Annotated in this window: 6 protein-coding genes; 4 read left to right on the top strand and 2 right to left on the bottom strand. The window is 43.2% G+C overall.

Going from position 1 to position 6,163, the window contains the following annotated elements:
* From NDA06_RS26050 to NDA06_RS26035, 4 genes are all read left to right on the top strand, one after another.
* A partial coding sequence (locus NDA06_RS26050; RefSeq protein ID WP_348251928.1) for a transposase occupies positions 1-673 on the top strand: 673 nt, incomplete at its 5' end.
* A gap of 193 nt (positions 674-866) precedes the next feature.
* Positions 867-1,127: a hypothetical protein gene (locus NDA06_RS26045; RefSeq protein WP_348251927.1), complete on the top strand. Its 261-nt coding sequence runs from the start codon at positions 867-869 to the stop codon at positions 1,125-1,127.
* A gap of 167 nt (positions 1,128-1,294) precedes the next feature.
* Complete coding sequence (locus tag NDA06_RS26040) at positions 1,295-2,575, top strand: AAA family ATPase (protein ID WP_190985799.1); 1,281 nt, start codon at positions 1,295-1,297, stop codon at positions 2,573-2,575.
* A complete protein-coding gene (locus NDA06_RS26035) occupies positions 2,572-3,459 on the top strand; it encodes a hypothetical protein (protein ID WP_190985800.1) in 888 nt (295 codons plus the stop codon). The genes NDA06_RS26040 and NDA06_RS26035 overlap by 4 nt, the downstream gene beginning before the upstream one ends.
* A 281-nt stretch (positions 3,460-3,740) precedes the next feature.
* Here NDA06_RS26035 and NDA06_RS26030 read toward each other — a convergent pair whose 3' ends face one another.
* Together NDA06_RS26030 and NDA06_RS26025 are read right to left on the bottom strand one after the other, a co-directional pair.
* Positions 3,741-4,361, bottom strand: a complete 621-nt coding sequence (locus tag NDA06_RS26030; protein WP_190985801.1) for a DNA-3-methyladenine glycosylase — start codon at positions 4,359-4,361, stop codon at positions 3,741-3,743.
* Between the two features lie 23 nt (positions 4,362-4,384).
* On the bottom strand, positions 4,385-6,163 hold a 1,779-nt coding region (locus NDA06_RS26025; protein WP_348251926.1), incomplete at its 5' end, for a potassium transporter TrkA.

The following is a 6,163-nucleotide window of genomic DNA, read 5'->3' as shown; positions in this document are numbered from 1 at the left end:
GTCGCAGGTACGGTTGAACCAGGGAGTTTTAGTGGTGGATGATTCGACCTTGGACAAGTGGTATGCCGAGAAGATAGAGTTGGTAACTCGGCACTGGTCGGGCAAGCATGGACGAGTGGTGCAAGGGATCAACCTGATTACATTGCTATGGAGCGAGGGAGACCGTCACATTCCATTGGACTATCGGTTCTACGAGAAGAGCGTAGATGGGTCAAGCAAAAACGACCACTTTCGCTCGATGCTCGAAGTAGCGAAGGAACGAGGGTTTACACCTGAGTGTGTGGTATTCGATAGCTGGTACAGCAGCCTAGACAACCTCAAGCGGATTCGCGACTATGGCTGGATTTGGTTGACCCGACTCAAGCGAAATCGGCACGTCAATCCTGACAATACCGGCAATCGACCCCTGCGCGAGGTCGCCATTGCTGCAACTGGCACAATTGTTCACCTCAAAGGCTATGGCTTCGTCAAAGTCTTCAAGATTGTCGCCCCGAACGGTGACATTGATTATTGGGCGACCAACGACCTCAATCTGGGTGAACTTCAACGGCTGCAATTTGCCGAGTTTGGCTGGGCAATCGAGGAGTACCACCGAGGACTCTTGCCAATGCTGTGGAGCCGAACGAGCGCAGGTTCGCTCCAGCCGGGCAAGAGCGCAATCATATCGGTTTAGCGATTCGTGCCTTCCTACGCCTGGAACTACATCTGTGGATGACGGGCATCAGTTGGTACGAAGCTAAATTGGCGATCGTCCGGAGTGCGATTCGTTCCTATCTAGCGGCTCCTCGCTTTATTCTCAATCCAACTGCGTAATCCCTGACTTAATTGAGGGTACTTGTCGCCATGCCCGACATTTTGCCAAGGAGTTGAAAGCGGCTGGTTATCCGATTCTCAATGATGTGGTGTTGAATCAAGTCTTAGTGTCCTTTGGGGACGCACAAACGACTCATCGGGTGATTGCCGATATTCAAGCCGAGGGGACTTGTTGGTGTGGCAGTACGGTTTGGCAAGGGCAGACGGCGATGCGAATCAGTGTTTCGTCTTGGGCAACAACGGATGCTGATGTAGAAAAGAGTTTGGCAGCTATGCTGCGAGTTGCTGGGAAATATCGTTCTGGTGAATTCTAGGATGAGCGATCGCTTGACGAGTGCAGGTTGTGATCGCTCGATAAAGCCTCTTTCCATCTACATTACTATATTGGCAAGATAGGGACTGTAGTCATGTCCTTACCTGAGATCCTCTTGCTCACAAATTTAGGTTAGCTTATAGGATAGGTTAACTTGCAGTAGTAGGGATGAATATTTTAAGTAATGTAACAATTGATGGTTTTTGGGGAAGCAGGAAAGTATCAATTCAACTATATCCTGATGTTAACTTCTTAATCGGAGTGAATGGCTCTGGGAAGACCACTCTGATTAATATGGTCGCTGCTGCACTTAATGCAGATTTTCAAGCATTAGATCGTTTACCGTTTGATAAAATTACTCTTCACCTAGCTGAGGTTGGAGGTTCAAAAAAGCCATCAATTGAAGTCGAAAAAACAGGGATTAAAAATTCACCTTTTAATAGCATTAAATATCGAATAAAAGAGAAAGCATCTGGTGAAGCAGTAACTTACTCACTTGATGATCTTGAAGAACAATTAGCTATTCGAGAAGGTTATCCTATTCGATATTACAGAGAAATTCGTCGTTCAAACTTAAATATTATTGAACATTTGCGACGGATAATTAATGTTAATTGGTTGTCAATACATCGCTCAGAAACATCGAGAATTCTTCGTGAAGACCGCAGTAATGAATCTACAGTTGATCGGAAACTAGAAGAGCTATCCAATGAACTTATCAAATATTTTTCACAGCTGGCTAGAAGAGGAGCATCTGAAGCCAATAAGTTTCAGAAAACTGTATTTCTTTCTCTTATTCCAAATCAAACCGAGAGAGAGCTGTTTTTAGCAGTAAAAAAACTAGATATAGATAATGAAAAAAAAGCCTTAATTGAGATTTTCAGAGAGTTCAATGTTGAGGAAACTGTATTTTCTAATAGTCTGGAGAAGTATTTTGAAATACTAAAAAAAGCCGTAGAAAATTTACATACTGGAGGATTCAGTTTCAATTCTGAACAACTATTTACTATTGTGAGCGCACATCGAGTTCATTCTGTAGTCCAAGAGTGGAACAAGCTTGTTGAGCTTCAGGAAAAAATTTATGAGCCGAGAGAGATATTTCTTAAGACAGTTAACAATATGCTTCAACGGAAATACCTTGAAATTAACGACAAAAATGAGCTGATTGCTGTCACTCAGTCCGAAAAAAAATTATTTTTAAAGGAATTGTCTTCCGGAGAAAAGCAATTGTTGATTATATTAGGCGCAGCACTTCTACAAGAAGAAAATCCTTGGATTTATATTGCTGATGAACCTGAACTATCTCTTCACGTTGAATGGCAAGGACAACTAATAACAAATCTTAGAAGCATTAATCCAAAAGCACAAATAATATTTGCAACTCACTCTCCTGATATTGTGAGCGTTTACGGTGAGCGAGTTTTCGATATGGAGAAACTCTTAGCATGAGTTTTCGTAGAACTCCTTCTGGCTTATCCAATATGCATTTATTCTTGCAGGTAGATGTTGTTGTGTTTACTGAAGGTGGTAGTGTTAGCTATTCGTCCAGTGAGGTATTATCCGGGGCATATAATACTCAATCTGTTGACTTGCTTTTTTGGACAAAAATATTTAAGGTTTTTCTACCTAAAAAAAAGTTGGCATTTAGAGCTATTGGCTCTAAATCAACAATCAAAAGTATCGCTAGTGATATTGCATTGGGTTCTGTCAAAAACGTTTATGTCGCTACAGATAGAGACACAGACAATTTTAGAGGAAAACTCATCAAAGCTCCAGGAGTTTTTTACACGTTTGGTTATAGCTGGGAGAATGATGTTTGGTGTGCTGATGTAGTTGAAGAAGCTTTTTATACTCTATGCCCAGTTTCGCGTAATGAAGTACAGGTGAGATCAGAGATTAATTCTTGTTATGAACAATTTGGAAAGGATATTCGTTGGGCTGTTTATGCCGACATATTACTTAGCTGTCATGGTTCTTCCCTCCTCCCAAGAGGTAAACCTGAAAGTGTTATTTCATTTGAAGCTAGTGGAAAGCCATGTGTAAACCGTCAACGTCTTCGCTCTCTTATTCAATGTAAGAAACAAAAAAAGCTCAACAAAATTTTTCTTGGACAGAAAGCACAATTTCACCCCTTATGTGATTGCTATGGGCATATTGTATCAAGTTTTTCATATCGAATCATTGTATATTTGCTCAAAAATAATTCAAATTCACCACCTCTTCCCAAAGATTATGCCTATGCTATCGGTATCGATAAATTTGTTTCTGGATTAATCAATGGTCAGTTTATAGACTGTTATAAGCATTACGAAGGGCAATTTTTGCTAGTGTAACTTTCTCTATCCGTCATCAACTTAATTGCCCTTATAGTATGAGCGCCCCTCACGGCAGGTTTAGTTAACATAAGGAAACTCAATACCCCCATTCAAAGATGCCTGATTTCTATTGTTATCACTTCACTTTATCCCAAGGGAGAGAGCAATCAATCTGAACCACTAGTAAGGCATGATCTGGCTCTAGTGTGTTTACCTGCCTATTCATATGAATAGTGGGAGGATCGCCTGTGGCACCACCCTTCCATGCGATCGCATCTTCCCCTTTTTTCCAGCAGTCCTCAAACTGGCTTTAGCTCTAAACTGCGCCACAAATACCACGAAGCAATACTGCAATAGGGCTTCCACTTTTGTCCGAAACGTTCTGTTGTCTTGCGGTCAGGAAGTGCCTCAAGATTGTAGAGATTCCGAATACCTGCACGTACACCCAAATCATCCACAGGCAAAACATCCCACCGCTTGAGACGGAAAATCAAGAGCATCTGCACAGTCCAACGTCCGACACCTTTCACCCGCGTCAGAGTCTTGATAATCGACTCATCCTCCATGACTTCCAACTCCTCAATCGTGGGCAATCCAGCGATCGCATGATGCGCCAAGTCCTTGATATAAGAGATTTTGGGACGCGAAATTCCCACGCTGCGAAGGACTTCATCCGGCGTGTCGAGGACATCTTGCGCTGAAGGAAACAGAGTGTCCGGGTAAAGCTGGAGAAACCTTTCGTGGATGACTTTAGCCACCTTGGTAGAAAGTTGTTGGTGGAGAATTGACCGGGATAGGCAAAAGAACAAGTCTCCTTCCAGTTCCTGCTGATTCAGTTGACATGCACCAATTTGGTCAATGAATCGTCCCAGAATAGGGTCTGAATCCTTGAGAAAGTCAATCGCGATCGCGTACATCAATACAAAAAGAGTGAAACTAAAATTTAGTTTTCCGCTAATAGAATGATCTTATCTTGTGGGGCAAACGTAATCAGTCGATCTTTTTTGGGATTGATCGTCACCCCATAAGCTCTACCTGAATTATTAGCATCCGCTTTACAACGATAGCCAATTGCCGATTCACCACGTTGCTTGGCGGCTTCAACAACTGTGTAAAAATTAACGGGATGATCGAGCGCAACATACTCACCGACAGGCTTAAGATAAATTTCTGAGCCTTCAGGACTAAAGAGATCGGCAAACACAGCATTGAGGCTTTTCTGTTCGGAAACTTGAGCCAGCAGCCGACTAACAATTTGCTCGCTGATGACAAAATCATCCGGGCGAGCCACTTGTGCCAAGGCTTGATTTCGCAAATCTAAAATTTCCGTGACAACCTGAAAATTGCACTTATAGCGATCGGCAATATCCCGCAGATAAAGCAATGTAATCAAGGTTTGAGCATCCGCTTGCTCTGGTTCTAAGTCAGTATTGCAGAGTACGAGAACATGGTTGTATTTAGTTAAGTCGAGGCTTTCTAATACCTGACGCTCGGTAGGATTTCCCTGAGAATACCGCACAGTCTGTTGTTGTAAGTTGAGCGATTCAGTTGATACGACCTCAGCTTCTGGAAACTCAGCAACGACTGTAACGGTGGAGCCGGGAGCAACGTAACGATCGAGTAGTTGAATAATGGTAGAAATGCGGTTATTCCAGCCCAAAATTAAGGTATTTTCTGCGGCGGCGATCGCATTTTTCTCTTTAACTTGAATCGCTTGACGCTCGATAGGAATATTAGATAGTTGAGACAGATGAATGGTACTGTCATCTTCGCTAATCAAAACAAGTTGTTCGTTGGGTTGTAACGACCTGTCGATCGGTGGATTAAGCTGGATCGTCCCATCAGCGTGTTTAATTCCCAGTACCGCAGAATCGTTGTAGGCTAAAAGCGCATCGCCGTAGGTTTTTCCTTGTAAAGTTGGTTCTGCTTTGATATAAATTTCATTCCCACTAAAATCAAGTAGCTCCATGTAAACCGTTGATAAGCCTGATTGTCTACAGGTTTGCACGACGATCCGCGAGATGAGATCGTTAGTCAGTAAAACCTCTATGTCGTTGCGTCCGATTAGACTAACAACGTCGGAACTCTTGGAGTCTTGAACTTGAGCAACGATGTGATAAGGCTGGGACACGCTGCGCGGAATACTGGTAATTGCCAGCAGAGTTTTTATGAGTTGAATATCAGCATGGGCATTGGATGAGCTTAGAATCACGATTGAGCGTGCCGTTTGGACGTTAACCATCCCTAAGTCAGTAATATTGCTGGGACTACCCGTGCGACAAACTAAGCGAATTTTGGAACGTTTACCCAAGATATTAGAAAGGGTATCTTCCATCTGTACTTTGTCCTCTTCACTGAGAATGACAATGCAAGTACCGGGTCGATTGGCATTAGCAAGGGTGAGTTCTGAGATGAGGGTAAATACTTGCAGCGACCAACCCAAAATTACAATGTGATCGGTTTCAACGACACGGGAACGTCCTTTCCGTAAGTCTTCTAGCTTCGTATCGATGCCGCTACTGAGAATGCCGATTAGGGTACTGATGATGAAGATACCGCCAAAGGTGACAAAGAGCATCGCAAACCGAAATAGCCAGCCGGTATCGCCGCCCATTGCGCCTGAGTCTAGAGTCCGCATGAAAACGCTCCAAATCGCTTCTAGAGGATGAAGGCGATCGCTTCCTTCCGGCGCAACTCCGGTGATGCTGACCAAGAATCCCAT

This window comes from Trichocoleus sp. ST-U1 (assembly GCF_039961835.1).
Classification (GTDB): domain Bacteria; phylum Cyanobacteriota; class Cyanobacteriia; order Cyanobacteriales; family FACHB-T130; genus FACHB-T130.
The sequence above is the reverse complement of the archived record's forward strand: the minus strand, read 5'-3'. Positions and strand labels throughout refer to the sequence as shown.